Origin of the sequence: Phytoactinopolyspora limicola (genome assembly GCF_011320225.1) — a bacterium.
In the GTDB taxonomy this organism is placed as follows: Bacteria; Actinomycetota; Actinomycetes; order Jiangellales; family Jiangellaceae; genus Phytoactinopolyspora; species Phytoactinopolyspora limicola.
Window position 1 is genome coordinate 238,832 of sequence record NZ_JAAOEN010000007.1, and the last position, 19,345, is coordinate 258,176.

The 19,345-nt window shown below is 67.6% G+C and carries 18 protein-coding genes; 4 read left to right on the forward strand and 14 right to left on the reverse strand.

The annotated features are described in order from the left end of the window. Positions 1-117 precede the first annotated feature (117 nt). Positions 118-2,787 carry an ATP-binding protein gene (locus G8760_RS18190; RefSeq protein WP_166353790.1) on the forward strand — a complete coding sequence of 890 codons (2,670 nt, stop codon included), beginning with the start codon at positions 118-120 and terminating at the stop codon, positions 2,785-2,787. Here G8760_RS18190 and G8760_RS18195 read toward each other — a convergent pair. From G8760_RS18195 to G8760_RS18255, 13 genes are all read right to left on the reverse strand, one after another. Next, positions 2,732-3,559 carry a hypothetical protein gene (locus G8760_RS18195; RefSeq protein ID WP_166353792.1) on the reverse strand — a complete coding sequence of 276 codons (828 nt, stop codon included), beginning with the start codon at positions 3,557-3,559 and terminating at the stop codon, positions 2,732-2,734. The genes G8760_RS18190 and G8760_RS18195 overlap by 56 nt on opposite strands. Before the next feature lie 246 nt (positions 3,560-3,805). Beyond that, positions 3,806-4,441 carry a hypothetical protein gene (locus tag G8760_RS18200; RefSeq protein ID WP_166353794.1) on the reverse strand — a complete coding sequence of 212 codons (636 nt, stop codon included), beginning with the start codon at positions 4,439-4,441 and terminating at the stop codon, positions 3,806-3,808. Further along, entirely contained in the window at positions 4,442-5,350 is a 909-nt protein-coding gene (locus G8760_RS18205) for a hypothetical protein (protein WP_166353796.1), read from the reverse strand. 146 nt (positions 5,351-5,496) lie between these two features. After that, positions 5,497-5,703, reverse strand: a complete 207-nt coding sequence (locus G8760_RS18210) for a hypothetical protein (protein WP_166353798.1) — start codon at positions 5,701-5,703, stop codon at positions 5,497-5,499. Positions 5,704-5,853: 150 nt separating this feature from the next. Continuing rightward, positions 5,854-7,584, reverse strand: coding sequence for an alpha/beta hydrolase (locus tag G8760_RS18215; RefSeq protein WP_166353800.1), 1,731 nt, complete (start codon positions 7,582-7,584; stop codon positions 5,854-5,856). Positions 7,585-7,596: 12 nt separating this feature from the next. Beyond that, positions 7,597-8,100 carry a type 1 glutamine amidotransferase domain-containing protein gene (locus G8760_RS18220; RefSeq protein ID WP_166353802.1) on the reverse strand — a complete coding sequence of 168 codons (504 nt, stop codon included), beginning with the start codon at positions 8,098-8,100 and terminating at the stop codon, positions 7,597-7,599. Positions 8,101-8,207: 107 nt separating this feature from the next. After that, on the reverse strand, positions 8,208-8,672 hold the full coding sequence (locus G8760_RS18225; RefSeq protein ID WP_166353804.1) for a Dps family protein: 465 nt from the start codon (positions 8,670-8,672) through the stop codon (positions 8,208-8,210). Positions 8,673-8,841: 169 nt separating this feature from the next. Then, on the reverse strand, positions 8,842-9,402 hold the full coding sequence (locus tag G8760_RS18230) for a pyridoxamine 5'-phosphate oxidase family protein (protein WP_166353806.1): 561 nt from the start codon (positions 9,400-9,402) through the stop codon (positions 8,842-8,844). Positions 9,403-9,608: 206 nt separating this feature from the next. Further along, complete coding sequence (ilvD, locus tag G8760_RS18235; protein WP_166353808.1) at positions 9,609-11,333, reverse strand: dihydroxy-acid dehydratase; 1,725 nt, start codon at positions 11,331-11,333, stop codon at positions 9,609-9,611. Between the two features lie 165 nt (positions 11,334-11,498). Further along, entirely contained in the window at positions 11,499-12,413 is a 915-nt protein-coding gene (locus G8760_RS18240) for a hypothetical protein (RefSeq protein WP_166353810.1), read from the reverse strand. Positions 12,414-12,770: 357 nt separating this feature from the next. Continuing rightward, complete coding sequence (locus tag G8760_RS18245; protein WP_166353812.1) at positions 12,771-13,094, reverse strand: cupin domain-containing protein; 324 nt, start codon at positions 13,092-13,094, stop codon at positions 12,771-12,773. A 136-nt stretch (positions 13,095-13,230) separates the two neighbouring features. Further along, positions 13,231-14,205 (reverse strand): ornithine cyclodeaminase family protein, encoded by a 975-nt coding sequence (locus G8760_RS18250; RefSeq protein WP_166353814.1) that lies wholly within the window; start codon positions 14,203-14,205, stop codon positions 13,231-13,233. Between the two features lie 13 nt (positions 14,206-14,218). After that, entirely contained in the window at positions 14,219-15,139 is a 921-nt protein-coding gene (locus G8760_RS18255; protein WP_343074423.1) for a 2-hydroxyacid dehydrogenase, read from the reverse strand. Positions 15,140-15,236: 97 nt separating this feature from the next. Between G8760_RS18255 and G8760_RS18260 the strand changes: the two genes are divergently transcribed. Together G8760_RS18260 and G8760_RS18265 are read left to right on the forward strand one after the other, a co-directional pair. Further along, positions 15,237-16,403 carry a PQQ-dependent sugar dehydrogenase gene (locus G8760_RS18260; RefSeq protein WP_166353847.1) on the forward strand — a complete coding sequence of 389 codons (1,167 nt, stop codon included), beginning with the start codon at positions 15,237-15,239 and terminating at the stop codon, positions 16,401-16,403. Positions 16,404-16,725: 322 nt separating this feature from the next. Further along, entirely contained in the window at positions 16,726-17,709 is a 984-nt protein-coding gene (locus tag G8760_RS18265) for an Acg family FMN-binding oxidoreductase (protein WP_166353818.1), read from the forward strand. Positions 17,710-17,826: 117 nt separating this feature from the next. Here the strand turns inward: G8760_RS18265 and G8760_RS18270 are convergent, their stop codons facing one another. Beyond that, entirely contained in the window at positions 17,827-18,816 is a 990-nt protein-coding gene (locus tag G8760_RS18270; protein ID WP_166353820.1) for an aldo/keto reductase, read from the reverse strand. 227 nt (positions 18,817-19,043) lie between these two features. Between G8760_RS18270 and G8760_RS18275 the strand changes: the two genes are divergently transcribed. Further along, the coding region (locus G8760_RS18275) for a hypothetical protein (protein ID WP_166353822.1) at positions 19,044-19,345 on the forward strand (302 nt) is incomplete at its 3' end.

The window sequence follows — 19,345 nt, forward strand, 5'->3', positions numbered from 1 at the left end:
AATCTGGCGGACCAGGGCTTTAGCCGGGTACCGGCAGTAGGTACCCTCACGCTGACCATATGCTCGACAGTAGCGCTGCCTTGCCCGAGCTATGCCGAACGACAACGAGAAGGACCCGTGCCAAAGGCTGATCCCGTCTTGACCGCCGCCATCCGCCCGCCCACCCCGGTGGGCGTCGCCACCCTTGATGATCTCAGCAACCGGCTACGCGAGCTCCGGGAATGGTCCGGCTCACCGTCGTATGCGCAGATCGCCCAACGAATCAAAGCGCTGCGGGAAAGGCGCGGCCTGCACCCGCACCGGCAACACCTCAGCAGGGCTACGGTCTATGACTGTTTCCGGCTCGGCCGGTCCCGGGTCGACGTCGACCTCGTGCTGGAGATCGTGCAGGCGTTGGGGGTGTCACCGACGGACGCCGTTGCATGGCGGCAAGCTCACGCGGCCGCGATGGGCACCACCTCTACCGCCGCAGTGGTCGAGGTCCTCCCGTCGATCCCGACCCCGGCTACCACGTTCACCGCCCGCGGTGACGAACTCACCGAGATCGTCACACAGCCGCTCGGCAGCACCATGGCCATTGTCGGCATGCCTGGAATCGGGAAGACCGAACTCGCCCTGCGGTCATCCGCGGAGCTCACCCGATCGCACGTCTACCCAGACGGCACGTTCTTCGTGGATCTACGTGGCCACCATCCCGCCCATCAGCCGGCTCAGCCAAGTGCGGTGGTGGCCGGCTTGCTCACGGCCACCGGCCACTCCGCGAGCAAGATCGGCCGGCTTTCTCCGGCGCACTTGTTCACCGTGTGGCAGACGTGGGCGCGTGATCGTCGGTTCCTCGCCGTGTTCGACAACGCTGCCGGGGATGATCAGCTCGATCCGCTCATTCCCACCAATCACGGTGGGCACATCATCGTCACCAGCCGCCGGCGGCTGTCCCGGCCCGCCAAACTCCAGCAACGTGAGCTGGATCCGCTCACCAGTGACAACGCCATCGAACTCCTGGCTGAGACCGCTGGCCGGGAGCGGATCCTGGCCGACCTGTCGTTGGCCAAGCGGCTGGCCGAGTTGTGCGGGTTCCTGCCGCTCGATCTCAACGTCGTCGCCGCTCATCTGAACCAGCATCCGGCGTGGACCGTCGACGACCAGATCCGGCGGCTAGAAGCTTCCGTTCGGGGCGCATCGATGCGACCAGCGCTGAGCACGTCCTACGAGCGCTTGGAACCGGCACAACAGCGCATGTTCCGCCTGCTCGCACTCTTCCCGGCGCCCTCGTTCTCGCCACCGGCGGCCGCCGCGCTGGCCGACTGTGACCCGGAGACCGCGCTGGACGTCCTTGCGTCGCTCCGCGCTGAACACCTCGTGCGCATCCCGGAACCCGGCCGGTTCGGATTTCACGACCTGGTACGAACATTCGCCGAATCGCTCCTCCATGAGGAGGAGCCGTATTCCGCCCAGCGCGCCGCGGTCCGCCGGCTGCTCGACCACTATTTGGCCTATTCCCTGCATGCGGTGCGAGTCAGATGGCGGGACGAGGAGCCGATGGAGCCAGCTGTCTGGAACGGATCGGCGCCGACGGTCGACCTCGCCGACCCAGCAGGTTGGCTGGACGGTGAACACCAGGCGGCGACGATGGTGGCAGCCTTGGCGGTCGAATACGACCACGAGGATTACGTCGCCGAATTGTCCGGCACACTGGCGACCTACCTGTACGACGACGGCAAGCTGCCCGCCGCCGAGATCCTGCACAGCCTGGCGACGAGCTCCGGTGACCTGCCGAAACAAGGTGAAGCACACCGGTACCTCGCTCGGGTCTACGAGAAACAAGGCCGCTTCGAGAAGGCGATCCACCACCTTGAACGGGCCGAATCGGTTGCCCCCAACGCCGTCGTGGGCCGGACTCACCTGCTCATCGGCAACATTTACAAGGGGCTCGGACGTCTCGACGACGCTCTGCGGCACTACCAGCTCGGCGAGGAAGAAGCGCTAGCTGCCGACAACGCGACCCGGATCACCGCCGCCCGGAACAACCAGGCGATCATCCACCGGCTGGCCGGCGATCTAGAACTGGCGGAACGGATCTACACCGAACTCGTCGACGACTGCCAGCGCCGAAACGATTTTGGTCACCTCATCATGGCGCTCAGCAACCGGGCGGTCGTGTATCTGACGCTGGGGCGCTACGCGGAGGCCGACGACGACGTGGACCGGGGCCTCGACCTCTGCGAGTCGAGCCGGATCCGGATCGGGGTGCCGATGCTTCTCAACAGTCGGGGCCAGATCCGGCGCGAACTTGGGCGCTTCGCCGAGGCGGTCGAGGCTCATAACAGCGCCCGGTCATTGGCGGCAGAGCAGGGAGACGTATTGGTCCAGGGCGAGAGCCAGGCACTGCTCGGCCGCGCGTTGGTAGCCGCGGGCCAACCTGCCGACGGTATGCCACATCTGGAATCCGCGCTCGAACTAGCCCGCGACGTCAGTGGCGCCGTCCTCGAGGTGGAGGTGTTGAACTCCATGGGCACCGCGTCGCTGGCTCTCGGTTCAATCGCCCAAGCCCGAACACACCACCACGACGCGCTCTCTCTCGCGACCGAAGCACGCGATCTTGACGAGATCGCTCGCGCCCAGGCAGGACTCGGACACTGCGCGCATGCCAGCGGTGACAACGGTGCGGCCGCCGAACACTGGCGGCTAGCGCTCGCCACCTACGAGCGGCTGAACGCTCGCCACGCCGCGGTCATGCGGGAGCATCTCGACGCGATCCCTCCGCCGTCGCCAGATCCTCGGCCGTGACGAGCCGGATCTCCGCCGCGCGGCGCCCCACCGCGAACCGGACGTTCTGTACCCGGCCCGACCCGGACCGGAAGGGATCGTCCCCCGGCCCGAACGCGAGACGTGCCACCACCCTGATGGCATCGTCGACCCGCTGTGGCCGGTCGAGATTCCACGCGTAGCCGTGCCAGCCCCGGATCCGCTCGTAGATCTCCCGGTTGGACGGCGGCCGCGGGTAGTCGTCGGCGCCCGATAGCCACGGCTCGGCCAGCGCAAGCGCTACGTACCACTCTCGGGTTCCCGGCTCGAGACGCGGCGCCGGGGCGGTCGGCGCGGCATCGGCGTCACCGTCGAGCCGGACCGGCGCCGGCTGCTCGTCCACCGCTGGGACCGCGACGTCCAAGACGAGCACGAGGTCGGTGTAGCTGTCCGCGCCGGCCTGCCGACCGCGAAGCAGGAGTACCTGGTTTTCGCCCTCGTCGAGGAGCGCGGCCATACCATCGGTCAGCGTGACCCGGCGGGCTCCGCCAGGGGCGTCGAACAGGCTGGACAGCTGGGCTTCGGTGGAGCCACGCCACCGCAGCCGCACCACCTCGTCGCCGACGACGACTTCGCCGACCACCCGCGACACATGCGGCGCACACCGTGGCAACGCAACCGGGGTGAGCCGGAGCTGGGCGTCGGGATCGTCGTCGGGGAGCGCGCTGGCCGGCGCCCTCCCCACTAGCAGGGTCTCACCGGAGCCGAGCACCACGGTGGGGACACCCACCCCGCGTAGGGTCACCCGGAGCACGTGTCCACCGTCTCACCGGCCGCCACCCGGGTGGTGCACGAAAGGGCCCTAGTGTGTCGCGCTGCCGTCGCTCGATGGCTACGCACCGACGTCCTCCTCCACCGTGGCATCCCCGTGAACGCCACGTCCACTCCGCTGGCACGCCTGATGCCGGTGCGGGCCGCACGCCCCGCACCGGGTGTGAACACACCGTCACACACGCACCTGGCGCAGAGTATCAACCGGCCAGCCGAAGTTCGGAGAATCTCAGACAACTCCAGACAGAAGATCCGGTATCTCGTCGAGGCCGATCACCCGCGACTCGTCGTCATCAGGTCCGGTCACCCGCCACGATCCAGGATCAGCGGTCAACCGCACAACACGTTCGGTGGCATCGGTGGTCACGACGATCTCGACGTGACGCGCCTCGTCTCGTTCGGCGAACCTCGCCACCGACGGGGCGAACATGTCCACCGCACGCACTCCCTGGCGCAACGGCACCAGGTCGAACAGGCCCGGCGGGCGCGGGGTGACCAGCAGCGTCACTTCGGGGCTCTCGACGACCAGCGTCACGAGCGCGGTGTCTTCCTCCACGAACGCGACGGAGGTCCAACGGGTCGCCGCGGTGATGGCGTATCCGGCGACCGATGCCGCTCCTACCGGCCCGGACTGTTCCCCACCAACCTCGAACATGTCGCGCGCGACGAGCGAGGCGACTCCCGCGTCGCTCAGATCGTCGATCCCGGTATTCGGGAGTTGTAACCGCTGCCGGCTCAGCTCGGCCTCCGGGCCCGGCCGTAGCTCCAGCAGGGCCAGCAGTTCCGCCGACGTCAGGGTCACCGGGTCGATCTCCGCGGATGCCGGGGTCGCCTCTTTCGCCGCACCCGGTGCCAACGTGTTCATCTATCGTCCACCTCCACCATGGCGTGGCGGCGGCGGCGTGAACCAGCCCGTCACGCGATCGACCGCGCCGTCCCATGTTCCTACTACCCAGTCACCGGCGGGACCGATGACGTTGTCGCCGAGCCAGATCATCGGCCCGGTATGGCCCGTCGTGTCGTAGATGAAGGAGCCGAGCGCCCAGCCGCCATGCGCAGCCAGCCCAACACCCCCTGCGGCCTTCAGCGCGGCCACACTCGACACCGACGCAATGGTGCTTCCCACGCCGATACCTTCCCAGGCCGCCCGGCCGTAGGCGCCCTCGCCGGCGGCCTCGGCCATCCGGTAACTGCCGACGCCGACGTTCAGCACGTTCAGGCCCGTGAGGAGGTTGCCCGTCCAGCCGCCGATGTTCGCCGCCCGCCACTGGTCGGCATGCCGAACCCAGTCGACGTAGCTCAACTTGACCGCGTCGCGCCAGGTGACCGCCGCGCCAACCCAGGGCGCCAGCCCGATAGCCAGGTCCACCGGCCCCCAGAGACGCTCCCACTCCCCATACAGTTCGCGGATGCGGTCCAACGTCGAGCCACCGCCCACCGCGCCGCCGCCCACCGCGCCATTCCCGCCCGGCGGATGGGGCTGGCCTGCACCCGGCACGTCGCCGCTGGTGTTCTCCTGCTCGTCCGCATGTCGTTCGACTAGGTAGGCCACGCCGTCCAGGGTTTCGGTGACAGCCATCAGCAGCCGGGCGTAATCGCCGTACCAGGCGCGGCGGAAGGCGTCGCCGTCGAATCCGCGCCACTCCAGATTGTCTAGATGTGTACTGATCCGCGCCCGGATGCCGTTGACCTGCAAGCCGGCCTGATCGCACGCGGCCGCGAAGGCTCGGAGCTGAGCGACGTCGGCACCGAGGAAGCCCACCTGCGCCGTCATGTTCTCTCCCGTCCCGGGGGTGCTACCGGTGCACCTGCACCCGTTCCGCCCGACGCGCCGACCGCGTCGAACGCAGTTCACGGTAGACGTCGGGTCCCCTATCCAGCCAGGCCAACAGGGGGGAAGTTTCCGCTTCGTGCGGGTTCTCAACCGTCGGGGTCGTTGCTGGCTTCGCGGCGGAGCCGGTGACTGGCCGAACGGACGATCTCCTCCGCGTGCTCCACCACGGCTTGATCCGCCGCGGCCCGCGCGCTCTGGGCATCTGGATACCGGTGCCGGTCGACGCGGTGCCCAGCGAGCACGACGGCGAGAAGCGCCCCTACCATGATCACGGCCATTCCGACGCTGTACATCCAGGGCTCCACGTCACACCACCTCCGCTGCGCACCATGCGCGTAGGTGACCGGTCCGCCGATTCGTCTGGACCTTCGTCGCCCTTCCCTTTTCACGCTACCCGCACAACGCCCCGATCATGCCGGGGTGCATCCGCGGTCAGCGTCCGGTCACTGCAGGTATTGCTCGTAGAACCGGTCGACCACCTTGGCGCGCAGAGCCTCGCTGTCAGCGTCGGTCCAGCCCCTCGGCGGCGCTATAGCCGTCCAGCCATCCACGTATTCCGTGAGATAGACATGGCCGTGCCCGGGCGGAACGTCGCCAGCGACGAACATGTCCATCGTGACCTGCCAATACGTCAGCACCGGAAACCAGCGCAGCCCCGGCAGGACGTCGTCGCCGCGTGGCTCGCGCAGCCAGTCCGGCTGATGGAGCAGCAGGTCCGACGACCACCAGACCACACCATCCGAGGCGTGCTGAACGTAGACCACTCGGGGGTGTTCCCAGTCCGGTCCCGCGTCCCACACGTCGGCGGCGCTGCCCACGCCGGTACCCCACCGCACATGTTCACCTGCCTCGAACACCGGGCTACGCTCCAGCGTGCCGGTATCGCGTTGACGAGTCAGATCCCGCCACGTCTCGGTGAAACTCGGGGTGGCGACCCACAACGCACCATCGGTGCGGGTGATCATGTCTTGCATTCCGCTGAACGCGCCGTGCCCGCCGTAACTGCCCAGCGACTCGCCGTACACCAACAGCAACGGTCTACTGTGCACCGGTTGTTGCGACCACGAGTCGTAGACGGCCTCGAACAACGCCTGCCCGGCCTGCGTCGGCGAGTTGCGATCGGCGATGAAGCTCAGCCAACTGGGCACATGGGAGTACTGCATGGCCGCCGTGGCGGTGTCGCCGCCGTACATGAGCTCCAGAGTGGCCACCGCTGCCGGGGACACCAGCCCGTTGCTCGTCGGCGTGGCTACGAGGAGCACGTCGCGGGTCCACGCGTCGGTACGGTCGAGTTCGTCGACGACGAGGGCGGCGGCCTCCCCCAGGTTGTCGGCCGAGTCCATCCCGACATACACCCGGATCGGGATGCTGACATCGTCGTGGCCACGGGCAGCGGCGAACGCGGCCATCTCGTCGTGTGGCACACCTCCGGTGACGAACGCCCGGCCCTGCGAGCCCAGCGACTCCCAGTCGACCACGGAGGTGGGAGATCCGGAGCGCTCCGGATCGACCGGCGGCGGCAGCTCGACCGAGCCACGCCGGTCGATGGCCGCACCCACCCGCTCCATGGCCTCATTCGCCCAGGTCATCATGGTGCCGTTGGTCACGAGAACCACCAGCGACAACGCGGCCACACCGATCACGGAATGCGCGACGGGGGTGGGGACATGCCGGCCCAGCGCGGCAGCCAGCCGCCGGCCGACCCACCACACGCCACGTGCCACGACCACCACCAACGCCGCCACTACAGCGGCGACCAACGGCACCGCCAGGAACCCGACGCCGACCGGGGCCAAACCCATGACCTCGCGTAGATCGGCCTGCCAGCTCGCTCCGATAACCATCGCCGCGGCCCCACCCGCCACCGCACACCCGGCCAGGAACCACCAGGCCTTCCGGCGGGTGGCGACGCTCCAGGCAGGGCTGATACGCGCGCGCCGGGCGAACCAGGCCAGGAACACACCGACGCCGTACCCGATGGCGGCGCTGACCCCGGAGAAGACACCCTGCTGCTCCCAGGGGCGCGGAATCAGCGACGGCGCCAAGGACAGACAGAAGCAGACCAACGCGGCGGCCAGGCCCACCGCGGACCACGGCCAGACGGCTCGCCGGGCTCGGCCCAGGAAGCGGTCGCGGCGTCGCGGAACTGTCCGCGCCCCTTCCAGGACCGCCACCTCCCCGGCCTCTTACAGTGCGGCGAGTAGCGCGGCGTTGAAGGCGGGGAGGTCTTTCGGGGTCCGCGAGGTGATGAGGTTGCCGTCGGTGACCAGCTCCTCATCGACCCAATGGGCCCCCGCGTTGACGAGATCGGTGCGGATCGAGTGATACGACGTCACCGTCCTACCGCGCAGGATGTCGGCCTCGGCCAGCATCCACCCGGCGTGACAGATGGCCGCCACCGGTTTGCCATCCTCATGCGCCTGGCGGACCAGCGCCACCAGGGCGGCGTTGGTACGGACCTTGTCCGGGGAATACCCGCCGGGCACCACTACGGCGTCGATGTCGGCCGCGGTGACCTCGTCGGGTCCTTTCTCAACCGTGACCTTGGACCCCTTCTTGCCCGTGATCTCCTTGCCGGCGGCGAGCCCCACGATCACCGCCTCATGCCCGGCGTCGCGGACGTGATCATACGGTTCCTGAAACTCGGAGTCTTCGAAGACATCGTCGACAATAAACGCGACTCGCGCCATTCGGGCTCCTCTCAACGAACATCGAGTAGGTGCGTCACCCTCGACGGGCTTCGTCACCTGCTCTCATGGACACGATCCTAGTGTGTCGGACCGCTGCGGGTGCCAACTCACGACGCGCGATGCGCCGCGAACATCCAGCGGTGCTTCTCCAGCACTCTGAGCATGCCCAGCACGATGTCCTGGCTGGCCTGATCGATCGACTCGAGAGCGCCGAGCGTCTGCCGAGCGTGTTCGATGACCCCGTCCAGCTGCTCCACGATCAACGCGATGACTTTGTCGTCCGGGATCAGGCCATCCGGGAATTCCGCGCTGGCCGCGGCCACCGCCGCCGGCCGGCCGTCAACCGGCATGCCAAGAGCCACCACCCGCTCGGCGATCTCGTCGGCGAAGCTACGCGCGTCGGCGACCAACACATCGAGCCGCTCATGAAGCGAGATGAACTGGCGGCCGTGGACGTGCCAATGCGCCTGTTTGCCGTTCAACGCCAACGCGATGAGGTCGACCAGGATCGGCTGCAACTGCGCCGCGACATCACTGGCGGATACGTTCACTGGACTGTCTGGTGCACTCATATGTCACTCCTCTCACCAAGCATGTGCGTTACCCGCAGCGGCCCTCGTCAAACACCCCGGGCGGCGGGAAGAACACCCGGTTACAGTGTGCCCCGCATCATCGAAGCGCGGGCCAACTATGCGGAAAGACCCAGCGCCGCCCGCGTACACGGCCGGAGGTAACGACGACTCAGGAAGTCGGGTCGAAGTCGAACGCCGGCAACCCGTCGAGGCTGGTCCGGTTCCACTTGGTGCGGTAGGCCGCCTGACCGTCGACACCCTTCCGATGTGCGTACGCGGGCAGAAGGTCACGCTCGCCGACATACGTCATCTGCGGTACACCGAATCCGCACGAGTCCGAGATCCGGAAGACATCCACGACGATCACCGCTCTCGCGCCGCGCCGATCCGGGAAGTGGCCGGCCAGTTCGGTGAATTCGTCGTCGTACAACGTCACGACTCGGCCGGTGCCGTGCAGCCGCACGATGGTGGGCGGGCCGTCGAAGGCGCAGAACATCAGGGTGATGCGACCATTTTCTCGCAGGTGAGCAATGGTTTCGGCACCACTAGCCGTGTAGTCGAGGTACGCCACGCGGTGTTCCCCGAGGACAACGAAACTACCGTCGACACCCTTCGGTGAGACGTTGACGTGCCCGTCTGATCCGGAGGGTGCCGTCGCCACGAAGAACACCTTCTGCGCGGTGACGAACTCCCGCAGCCGTCCGTCGATACCGGCGTGAACCTTACCCATCAACCTAAGAGCTTCCGCCAATAGATGCTGGCGGGCTGAGCCAGCGGATGAGCGTCACCTGGCTTCGTTGTCGTCGTCGATCGATGGCTCCGCATCGACCTTCTCCTCCGCCTTGCCATGCTCGCTCCTCCACTGGCTCAGCTCCACCGATCTATTGGCGGAAGCTCTAACTCCGTACCTTCACATCACGCGGCGACTAGTGCGCACTAGTCGCAGACAGCGCCCTTCGCGGCCGAACCGACCAGCTTCGCGTACTTGGCGAGAACTCCGCGTCGGTACTTGGGCTCGGGCGGCTGCCAACTTTCGCGGCGGCGGGCCAACTCGTCGTCGTCGACGAGAAGGTCGAGTGTTCGCGCCGCCATATCCAACCGGATCGGATCGCCGTCGTTGATCAGCGCGATCGGACCACCGTCGACTGCCTCCGGCGCGACATGTCCGATACATGGCCCCGTGGTGCCACCGGAGAAACGTCCGTCGGTGACCAGCAGAACGTCCTTGCCGAGTCCCGCGCCCTTGATCGCGCCGGTCACCGCCAGCATCTCGCGCATACCCGGTCCGCCCTTGGGGCCTTCGTAGCGGATGATGATGACGTCGTTCTTCCGCAGGGTGTCCTGCTCGACCGCCTGCATAGCGGCCTGCTCACCGTCGAACACCCGGGCGGTGCCCTCGAACACGTCGGACTCGAACCCGGCCGACTTCACTACCGCACCCTCCGGGGCCAGCGACCCTCGCAGCACGGTCAATCCGCCGGTTTTGTGGATGGGGTTGGAGAGAGCATGGATGATCTTCCCGTCCGGGTCCGGCGGAGCGATGTCGGCGAGGTTCTCGGCCATCGTCTTGCCGGTGACGGTGAGGCAATCGCCGTGCAAAATGCCCGCGTCGAGCAGCGCCCGCATGACGACGGGTACTCCGCCGATGCGGTCCACGTCGGTCATCACATAGCGGCCGAACGGTTTGACGTCGGCCAGGTGCGGGACGGTGTCGCCGATCCGGTTGAAATCGTCGAGCTCGAGTTCGACCCGCGCCTCGTGGGCGATCGCCATCAGATGCAGCACCGCGTTCGTCGACCCACCCAGCGCCATGACCACCGCGATGGCGTTCTCGAACGCCTCCTTGGTGAGGATGTCCCGGGTGGTGATGCCACGGCGCAGCAATTCGACGACGGCTTCGCCGGACCGGCGGGCGTAGCCGTCGCGACGGCGGTCCACGGCCGGTGGCGCGGCACTTCCCGGCAGCGACATACCCAGCGCCTCGGCCGCGCTGGCCATCGTGTTCGCGGTGTACATCCCGCCGCAGGCGCCCTCCCCCGGACAGATGGCACGCTCGATCTCGTCGACCTCCTCACGGGTGATGAGCCCGCGGGCACAGGCGCCAACCGCCTCGAAGGCGTCGATGATGGTGACCTCGCGGTCGCCGACCCGCCCGGGCAGGATAGAACCCGCGTACATGAACACCGCGGCGACGTCGAGCCGGGCCGCGGCCATCAGCATGGCGGGCTCCGATTTGTCGCACCCGGCCAGCAGGATGGCTCCGTCGAGGCGTTCGGCCCCGAACACCGTCTCCACGGAGTCGGCGATCACCTCACGGGACACCAGCGAGTAGTGCATCCCCTCGTGGCCCATGGATATCCCGTCGGACACCGAGATGGTCCCGAATTCGAGCGGATACCCGCCGGCGGCGTGGACACCCTCCTTCGCCGCCTTCGCCAGGCGGTCGAGCGAGAGATTGCACGGCGTGATCTCGTTCCACGACGAGCCGACGCCGATCTGCGGCTTCTCCCAGTCGTCATCGGTCATCCCTACGGCCCGGAGCATGCCACGCGCGGCAGCCCGCTCCAGGCCATCGGTGACCGCCCGGGAATGGGGCTTGATGTCCGGCTTCGCCTGATCTGCGGCCGGAGAGGTGGACGACGTAGGCGGTGTGACGGTCATGGCATCCAACGCTAGACCCGACCGCGCGGGCAGGTGGCACAAGGTCCGGATTCCGGACGCCTGGGCACAAGGAACCTTACTGTCACCAGGGCAACAACAAGGAGGCTTACTGCACCCAGGCGGAGGCCACGAGCAAGTCTGGCGTCACTGCTCTCAACGTGGTGGCTAAGCCGCGGGGCGCTGGAAACGTGCTCGTGCGGCACGGATCTCGGCCACCACGGCAGCCGGCTCCTCGCGAATCCGGCGCGGCGACACCGGCAGCACTCTCCACCCGAGACTGGCCAGACGGGCTCGCCGCCGTTCAGTCATCTCAGGGGCGTCGCCGAACCGATGCCATTCCAGCGACTCGACTTCGAGGACCAGCCGGACGTCCTCGTAGTAACCATCCGGCACGGTGTCCGGCGCCCCGGGTAGCGGCTGGTTCCACACCGGCTCGTCCAGGTCAGCAGCTCTCTTGATGAGGTCGCGCAGCTCGCACTCCGGTGCCGAGCGACAGCCCGCTCGGACGTCCCGCACAGCCTGTCGAGCCAATTTCAGACCGCGCGGATCCATCCTGTTGAGCTCATCGGACAGCCGTTCCGGGGTTGCCTGCCCACGCTGCACGACCTCACACAGCACAGCCCGGACATCCCGCAGGCTTCCCGCATCACGGGTGGCGTCAATGGCGGCGCGTTCCGGGGGAGCACATGGAATCCCCCGGACCGACCGGGCAACCGGCATCGAATGCACGCGGTGGATGGTGGCTACGGCAACGGATGCCCTCCGCACGTGCGGAGGAACCAAGATGACCACCCCACGGGCCTCCGGCACATACCTCAAGCCATAACCACGGCAGGCCACCGGGCCGCTGAGCAGCGCCTCGCCGCCCGCGTAAAGGAGCGCGCCCCGCACCTGATGCCTCTCTTGCAGCGGCCCACCGAACGTCACATATACCCCCGACACGAAACGCTGCCACGGACCGCGCCGCCCCAGAGCATGCCTGATCGCGGCCGGACTCAGCCCCGTGGCCAAGGCCTGGCGCCGGGTAATGAGGCCGTCTTGAGCGTCGGCCAGGTCCTGCAACTGGGGCGGTATCTCCATGTCGCCGATCTTCGCAACGGACCGATGATCGATGGAACACCGTTGACGGATCTGTGGATAACAGCGCCTGCTCTCGACCATCCGCTTGACAGCGCTGCACAGACGACGATCGGCATACCCGCCACAAGAACGCTTACTGCAGCATCTGCCCGGGCACAAGGAGGCTTGTTGTCACCAGGGCAACAACAAGGAGGCTTACTGCACCCCGGCGGTGGCCATAAGGAGGCTTGTTGTCACCAGGGCAACAACAAGGAGGTTTACTGCACCCTGGCGGTGGCCATAAGGAGGCTTACTGCACGACCGGTGACACCGCGGAAACGCGGTCAGCCGAAACCGACGATCAGACCGGCGGCGCGGTCAGCCGAGACCGACGGTGAGGATCACCAGCGAATCCTCATCGGCGACGAGGTCATGTCTCTGCGGCGGAACGTCGACCAGCGATCCGGCGGGCACCACAACGCTGCGGTCGCTGGCATGCAGGGTGACCTGGCCGCTCAGACACAGCACGGTGGCGTCGCCGGGACTCTGGTGTTCGTCGAGGCGGGTGCCGGCTACCAACGCCATCAGCGTCTGTCGCAGCCGAGTTCCGCTGTGCAGGGTCTTGGAAGCGCGACCATTGGAGGAGCGTCGTGCGACGTCCAACTGATCGGCACCGACGGATTCCAGCGTCATCGCAGCCATGACCCCATCCTCCCCGCATGTGGGGCTCCGCGCCACCACACCCCCACCACAACTCCCGTCACACCCTCGCTCAGCTGCGGCCGAGGACAGAATCCGGCCAACGGGCACCGCGGCTGGGGCAGCTCGTGCGGCAGGGTCAGGGGAAGTTCACGTCGACGCCGAGCCCGGCCGACCGGGCCTGCTCGTAGATGAAGGCGGCCGACGCGACGTCCTGGATCGCCAACCCCACCGATTTGAAGACCGTGATCTGATCATCGTCATCGCGGCCAGCGTGCCCGCCGACGACCAGCTCTCCGAGTTCGACGAGGTCGAGCTGGACCTGCTCGTCGAGCGGGATGAGCACGTCGCCGGCTTCGGCCAACGCCGATTCTCGGCTGTCGACGGCCACCACCCCGGCTCTCTGCAGGACGTTGGTGTGCAGCTCACGCATGTCGGGGCGGAACGCACCCACGGCGTTGACGTGGGCGCCGGGCCGGAGCCAGTCCGCGTCGAGCAACGGGTCGATCGCCGATGTGACGGTGCACACCAGGTCCGCGTCGTCCACGGCGGCGCGGACCGATGCCATGATTTCCACGTCGAATCCCTCATCCTCCGCCCAGGATCGGAACCGATGGGCACGCTCGGCGCTGCGATTCCACACCCGGACGCGCCGCACCTCCCGCACCTGGGCCATGGCTAGCAGATGCCCTCGCGCCTGAGTGCCCGCACCGATCAGCGCCAGGTCGCCGGCGTCCGGCAGGGCCAGCAGGTCAGTGGCCACGCCCGACGCCGCCGACGTCCGGATCTCGGTGACGACGCCACCCTCGAGCAGCGCTAACGGCAGCCCCGTCTGATCGTCGAGGAGAGTCACCAGACCCTGGACGACATCGAGGCCGCGATCGGTGTTGCCCGGGAAGATCGTGACGCTCTTTAACCCGAATGCGTTGGTCGGCGAACCCACCTGGGCCGGTTTCAGCAGTGCTGTGCCAGGCAGAGCGGGTGGTTGCACGGCCATCCGCAACGGCTGGTAGGCGCTGCCTTCAGCCAGGGCCCGCATCGCGTCGCGCACTACGTCGACGGCATCGGCCATCGGGAACGCGCGTCGTACGTCGTCGCCGTTCAGCACCAGCATCGGGGCGCCTTCTTCACTGAGACGTGCCGGGCTGGGGCGGTCCGGCCACCACGTTGGCCACGGGCTCGCCGGCGGCATACCGCGCGAGCTGCGCTTGGACGAGCCGCCGCGCCCTCGGCCGGAACGCCGTCGAGGCACCACCGACGTGCGGCGACATCAGCAGTCCGGGCACCGTCCAGAGCGGATGCCCGGGTGGCGGCGGCTCCGGGTCGGTGACGTCCAGAGCCGCGCGCAGCCGGCCCGACGACAGCTCCGCGACCAACGCGTCGGTGTCCACGATCGGCCCGCGGGCGACGTTCACCAGCAACGCGCCGTCGCGGAGCTTCGCCAGGAACTCGGCGTCCACCAGGCCGCGGGTCTCCTCGGTCAGCGGACATACGAGGATGATGACGTCGCATCGGCCGGCCAACTCCGGCAAGGACTCGAACCCGGCCACGCCTTCGCGGGCGGTCCGGGCCACCCGCAACACGTCGCACTCGAACGGTGCCAGCCGCGCCTCGACCGCCTGGCCGATCGATCCGTACCCGACGATGAGGACCGTCTTGTCGGCCAGCGCGTCGTAGACGTCGAACAGCCACTCTTCCCGCGCCCGAGCCTCGACGAACCTCGGGATGCCCCGCAGAGATGCCAGCGTAAGGGTAAGCGCCAGTTCAGCAGTGCTGGCGTCGTGCACCCCTCGGGCGTTGCACAAGGTGACCCCATCCGGGAGATAGGGCAACGCGTGTTCGTAGCCGGCTGTCAGGGTCTGCATCACCTTCAGGCGGGGCAGCGCGGCGGCGATCTCCCCGGTGTCCTCGGCGAAGGTGTACGGCATGACGTAGTACTCGATCCGGGCCAGGATGTCGTCGGCCGGCCATGGCTCACCGCTGTCCCACACGTGGACGTTCAGCTGATCAGGCAGCGCGAGGTCGCCGGCAAGGGAAGGTATCAGCACATCGGTCACCGTCCCAACCTACCGGCGACGGCGTCCGGTCCAGCTGCGCGGGCGTCCGTCGCCGTTCGTGGCGAGACTGGGGGTGGCCGTGTCTACGATGGGACGGGTGAACCTGAACCGCACCGCCGCCGCAACGGCCGTCGTCGCGCTGATGCTCGCCGGCTGCAACGGCGACGAGAACGACGACCCCGGCAACGGCCCCACCGACACCGGCCCAACCGACTCCGATCCCACCCCGACGGATACGGAGTTCGGCACACCGGCCACGCCGACGCCCCCAACACCCACCCTCGTGGAGGGGCCGGTGGAACCTACCGGGGTTGAGGACATCGTCACCGGGCTGGACGCGCCCTGGAGCATCGCGTTCGTCGACGCCGGCGAGGCGCTCGTGTCGCAGCGTGACACCGCCACCATCGTGCATGTCACCGACGACGGCGACGTCACCGAGGTTGGTGAGGTCCCCGGCGTCGACGGCGACACCGAGGGCGGCCTGCTGGGTATCGCCTTCGATCCGGCCGAGCCGGACACACTCTATGTCTACGCCACCATGGGCGACGAGAACGTGATCTCCCGGACCACGTACGACGGCGCCGGGTTCGGCGAGTTCGAGACGGTGTTCGACGGCATTCCAGCTCACCGGTTCCACAACGGCGGCCGGATCGTCTTCGGCCCGGACGGCATGCTCTACGCGGCAACGGGTGACGCCGGCGACGAGCAGAGCTCACAAGACCCAGACTCCGTCGCCGGGGCAATCCTGCGGTTGACGCCGGATGGCGACGTTCCCGACGACAACCCCTTCGACGGATCGCCGGTCTATTCGTACGGCCACCGCAACGTCCAGGGGCTCACGTTCGACGCCGACGGCCGGCTGTGGGCCAGTGAGTTCGGCCCGGACACCGTCGACGAGCTCAACCTCATCGAGCCCGGCGGCAACTACGGCTGGCCCGAAGTCGACGGCATCGCTGGTGACGATCGTTTCATCGACCCCGTCCACGAGTGGCCAGTAGCGGACGCCTCCCCGAGTGGCCTGGCCTACCATGCCGAGACACTGTTCATGGCGTCGTTGCGTGGTTCGCGACTGTGGCAGATCCCGGTGCCCGGCGGCGATGCCGGTGAACCGCAGGCATTCCTCGAGGACTATGGGCGGCTGCGCGACGCCGTGACCGCGCCGGACGGCACGTTGTGGGTGCTGACCAACAACACCGACGGGCGCGGCGACCCCCGCGACGGAGACGACCGCATCCTGCGAGTCACCTTCGATTGACCGCGGCCGCAGACACATCCATCCATCTTGGCCGCCCAGCGCTGCCCGAACGTGCGGGCGGCGTCTACCCAGCCAGTTCTTCAGCCATGGTGATCAGGCCGATCGGGGCGGCAAGACACGATGGCACATCAGCCGGGTCATCACACCACTGATCCCGCCGTTGCTCTCCTTGACGAGGCTTATGTCGGATCAGAAGTGTCGAACTCCCAGCTGACTGCCGGGCCGTGCTCACTTGTGGCCGGCGAACCGGGGACCTTGGTCCCTGGGAAGCCCCGCCGCTGCCGCAGCAGAGTGGGACATGTGAGCCGAAGGGAGCCCGGCAATGAACCCGTACACATTCACCGCGCCGCTGGCGGCGAGGCTGACCTCGGCAGCACTGGCTGCTCCGTCGATGCACAACTCCCAGCCCTGGGTGTTCCGCCAGACCGACGCCGAGTTGGAGATCTGGGTGGACCATACCCGCCTGCTCCCCATGGCCGACCCGGACGGTCGCGGGCTCTACCTGGCCACCGGCGCCGCCGTCTTCAACGCGCGGCTGGCCGCACTGGCGCTTGGTTATGAACCGCGGGTCCGGCTCCGGCCCATCCGCACCGAGCCTGCCCTCCTGGCCACGATCACCGTGGTCGGCCCGGCCCAGCCAAGTTTTACTCAAGTGTCCCTCGCGCAAAACATCAACCGCCGACGCACCAACCGGCGTCCATTCCGTAACAGGGAGATTCCCACCAATGTGGTCACGAGCCTCGCCGGCGCTGCGCGGTCACAGGGTGGCACCCTGCGGGCACTCGGCTATTACAAGACGGCACAGGTGCTGGGTGTCGTCCGGCAAGCCGACCGGATCCAGCGCACCGACCCCCGATATCTGGCAGAACTGGCGCACTGGACTCACCCCACCAACGGTCGCCGGGATGGTATCCCCGCGGCAGCCGTAGGCCCCAAGGTTCGCGACCGCAGCCTCCCGCTGCCCGATCTAGGACTTGCCTTGCCGGCCGATACCCGGCCGACGTCGACCTTCGAGGAGTCCCCGGCCGTTTTCGCCTTGTCGACCACCCGCGATGATCCGGCCGCATGGCTGAGTGCCGGGATGGCACTGCAGTGTGTGCTGTTGGCTGCGACGAACCGGTCGATCAACGCGTCGTTCATGTTCCAGCCGATGCGGGTGCCGGAACTCCACTCGCGTCTGCGACGGCTCATCGACCCACGGACCTACCCCCAGATGACCTTCCGCCTCGGCTATGGCTATCCGGTTCCCGCCACACCCCGGCGATCCGTCGCCGACGTCCTAGACCCGGGTCCGGAGCCCCAGTGAGCCAAGTGGCCGGGCCCGCGAACCGCCGTGCCGGCCGCACCGAGGTGCTGACCTGCCTACGGAAGGGCACCCGGGGGTGTCTAGTCCCCGTCAGGGCTCCGGCCCCGTAGTCCTCCCTTAGCCGGCCCGGTCAAGCAGTTCCCGCTGCTCAGCCGTCAGTTTCAACTGGGTAGCCTCTACCGCCTCGTCGACGTGCGCCACGGTGGAGACACCGACCAACGGGATGATCGGCGGATCGTGATCCATGAGCCAGGCCAGCACGACCTGGTTGTAGGTGGCACCCGTCTGCTTGGCCACCGTGTCAAGGGCGGCCAGCCGGAGCGGCGTTCCCGGATGGTCGTAAGGGGCCGGCAATTCACGGTCCTCCCGCGTGTAGGCGCCGTAAAGCAAAGGTGTATAGACCACGAGCGCGGTGGGCCGCCCGTCAGCGTTCTCGGTGCGGAGGAAATCGAGGTGGTCCTCGGTGACGTGGACGTGCCCGAGTTCAGGGAGGCGGATGTCCAGCCGGGGCCGCAGGTAGCTGTAACGCAGTTGCAGGACGCTGTACCGTGGCCAATCTCGGGTGGCAGTGATCGCGCTGGCGCGCTCCAGGCGCCACGCCCGGTGATTGCTTGCCCCGACCAGCCGCACCGTGCCGGCCGACACCAGTTCCGCCAGGGCACCGAGGGTTTCCTCCAGCGGCACCGTCCGATCTTCTACATGGGGGTAGAGCAGGTCAATCGCGTCAACCCCAAGCCGCTCCAGGCTCCCGCCGACAGCGGCCCGGATAGCCGGTGCGGACAATCCTTCCCAACTCTCCATTCCACCGCCGGGCAGCGTCGGGCGGGCGCCGAGTTTGGTGGCGATGACGATGCCGTCGCCGTCCTGGATCCCGCGCGATGCGCGCCAGCGTCCGATCAGCTGCTCGCTGTCATTGGGGGAACAGCCGGGCTCCCAGAACATGTAGTTGTTGGCCGTGTCGATGAACGTACCGCCTGCATCGGCAAACCGATCGAGGATCGCAAACGACGTATCGTCGTCGACCGTTCCGCCCAGTTTCATCGCGCCGAGTGCGATCGCACTGACCTCACGGGCTGCTGCTCCGGTGCCAATCGTCCTATACCTCATGGCATGAGCGTGCTGCCTGGAGTGCACTCCAGGTCAAGCTGCCCAGATCACGGCACCGAACACCAGCGCTGTTCTTAGCGCACGGGAGTACAGGCGGTACAGCGCGGCCGCGAGCTATCGGGGACACACAGAACTCATCTACGGGTCACCTGACCCAGGCCACAGACTCCTGCATTTGCGATGTTGAAGGTATTGAATAGGAACGTTTGTTCGATTATCGTTGGGGGATGGATGCGAACCGCCACACCCACGCCGCCCCGGGGCAGGACACCCCCTGGGGCAGTACGAGTGGTGACGGTGACGTGGATGCTCTCGACGCACAGTGGGCGCGGCTGGTTGAGGCTGAACTCACCGGGTTTCACCCCGCGCCGGAGGTGTTACCCGAGGCCTCGGAGCTGGCCTGGGACGGCGAGTTTCAGGGGTATGACCCGGAGTACGTGCACGCAACCATCACGGCGTCGTTAGCTGCTGACCCGGGTGTGGGCGTAGGTGGTCTGGCGGGTGGGTTCGAGGCGTTGGGTGACGTACC

Bases quoted from the DNA above. Each gene is read 5' to 3' on its own strand.
- G8760_RS18265 (WP_166353818.1), top strand. From the start codon at position 16,726: ATGAACCCGTACACATTCACCGCGCCGCTGGCGGCGAGGCTGACCTCG.
- G8760_RS18200 (WP_166353794.1), bottom strand. From the start codon at position 4,441: ATGAACACGTTGGCACCGGGTGCGGCGAAAGAGGCGACCCCGGCATCC.
- ilvD (WP_166353808.1), bottom strand. From the start codon at position 11,333: ATGACCGTCACACCGCCTACGTCGTCCACCTCTCCGGCCGCAGATCAG.
- G8760_RS18210 (WP_166353798.1), bottom strand. From the start codon at position 5,703: ATGTACAGCGTCGGAATGGCCGTGATCATGGTAGGGGCGCTTCTCGCC.
- G8760_RS18245 (WP_166353812.1), bottom strand. From the start codon at position 13,094: ATGGCTGCGATGACGCTGGAATCCGTCGGTGCCGATCAGTTGGACGTC.
- G8760_RS18250 (WP_166353814.1), bottom strand. From the start codon at position 14,205: ATGCTGGTGCTGAACGGCGACGACGTACGACGCGCGTTCCCGATGGCC.
- G8760_RS18270 (WP_166353820.1), bottom strand. From the start codon at position 18,816: ATGAGGTATAGGACGATTGGCACCGGAGCAGCAGCCCGTGAGGTCAGT.
- G8760_RS18205 (WP_166353796.1), bottom strand. From the start codon at position 5,350: ATGACGGCGCAGGTGGGCTTCCTCGGTGCCGACGTCGCTCAGCTCCGA.
- G8760_RS18240 (WP_166353810.1), bottom strand. From the start codon at position 12,413: ATGGAGATACCGCCCCAGTTGCAGGACCTGGCCGACGCTCAAGACGGC.
- G8760_RS18230 (WP_166353806.1), bottom strand. From the start codon at position 9,402: ATGGGTAAGGTTCACGCCGGTATCGACGGACGGCTGCGGGAGTTCGTC.
- G8760_RS18225 (WP_166353804.1), bottom strand. From the start codon at position 8,672: ATGAGTGCACCAGACAGTCCAGTGAACGTATCCGCCAGTGATGTCGCG.
- G8760_RS18260 (WP_166353847.1), top strand. From the start codon at position 15,237: ATGGGACGGGTGAACCTGAACCGCACCGCCGCCGCAACGGCCGTCGTC.
- G8760_RS18220 (WP_166353802.1), bottom strand. From the start codon at position 8,100: ATGGCGCGAGTCGCGTTTATTGTCGACGATGTCTTCGAAGACTCCGAG.